The organism is Blastococcus sp. TF02-09 (assembly GCF_003319105.1).
GTDB lineage: Bacteria > Actinomycetota > Actinomycetes > Mycobacteriales > Geodermatophilaceae > Blastococcus.
Genome location: NZ_QOHH01000030.1, coordinates 1 through 1113 on the forward strand (window position 1 = coordinate 1; position 1113 = coordinate 1113).

The following is a 1113-nucleotide window of genomic DNA, read 5'->3' on the forward strand; positions in this document are numbered from 1 at the left end:
TGTACTGCCCGGTGACGTTGGTGCAGCGTGTGATCGGCGGGAGGTTGCTGAGCGCTGTGTGGGGCCGGTGGTGGTTGTAGTGGTGCAGCCAGCCTGACAGAGCAGCCCGGCGAGCGGTCTCGGAGGTGTAGAGCCTCTTGTAGGCCCATTCCTCGAGCAGGGTGCGGTTGAGTCGTTCGACCTTGCCGTTGGTCTGTGGGCGGCGGGGGCGTGTGCGCGTGTGCCGGATGCCGAGCTGACGGTGTTCGTCTCGCCAGGCGTGGCTGACGTAGGCCGAGCCGTTGTCGGTGAGTACCCGCTCGATGGTGATGCCGTGGCCGGCGAAGAAGGTGCGGGCGCGGTCCCAGAAGGCCAGCGCGGTGGCGGCGGTCTCGTCGTCGAGGGCCTCGGAGTAGGCCAGTCGGGTGTACGCATCGATGGCGGAGTGGACGTAGCAGTAGCCCAGGTTGGGCCGGCCCCCGATCTTGCGCGGCCGGGCGGCGTCGCGGTGCGCCTGCCGGTTGGCGATGCCCCGCGCTCTCCCATGGATGCGCCAGCCACCGCCGTCGGGGATGTTGCCCAACTTCTTGATGTCGACGTGCACCAGCTCGCCGGGTCGGGTCATCTCATAGCGCCGGATCGGCTCGCCGGTGACCCGGTCGACGTGCCAGAGCCGGTTGATCCGGCAACTGACCAGGATCCGGTGAACGGTCGAGGGCGCCAGACCCACGCGGCCGGCGATGGCCACCGGTCCCAGCCGCTGCTTCCAACGCAGGTGTACGACCTTGCGCACCACGGGCAGCGGCGTGCGCCGCGGTGAGCTGGCCGGCCGCGAGGAGCGGTCCGTCATGCCGGCCGGGCCCTGCTCGCGGTAGCGATGCGCCCAGCGGGTGGCCGTCGGTCGGGAGACCTGGAACCGCTCGGCGGCCCGGGCGATCGACCAGCCCTGCTCGACCACGCAGCGGGCCAATCGAAGGCGGCCGGTCTCGGTCAGCGGCGCATTACGGTGGACCACGAGGGACCTCCTGGGGGTCTGTTGGGTGCTTGGCGGCTCCCACACAGAACCCGGAGGTCCCTCCTCACATCAAGATCTGACCATCACCACGCAGTGCACCAACCTGTCCGAGCAGTACA

At 69.6% G+C, this 1113-nt stretch carries 1 protein-coding gene; it reads right to left on the reverse strand.

Translation table 11 applies throughout. From position 1 onward, the window contains the following. Positions 1-994: IS481 family transposase (locus tag DQ239_RS20015; RefSeq protein WP_113836176.1), on the reverse strand; the 994-nt coding region annotated here is incomplete at its 3' end. Positions 995-1113: the final 119 nt, after the last annotated feature.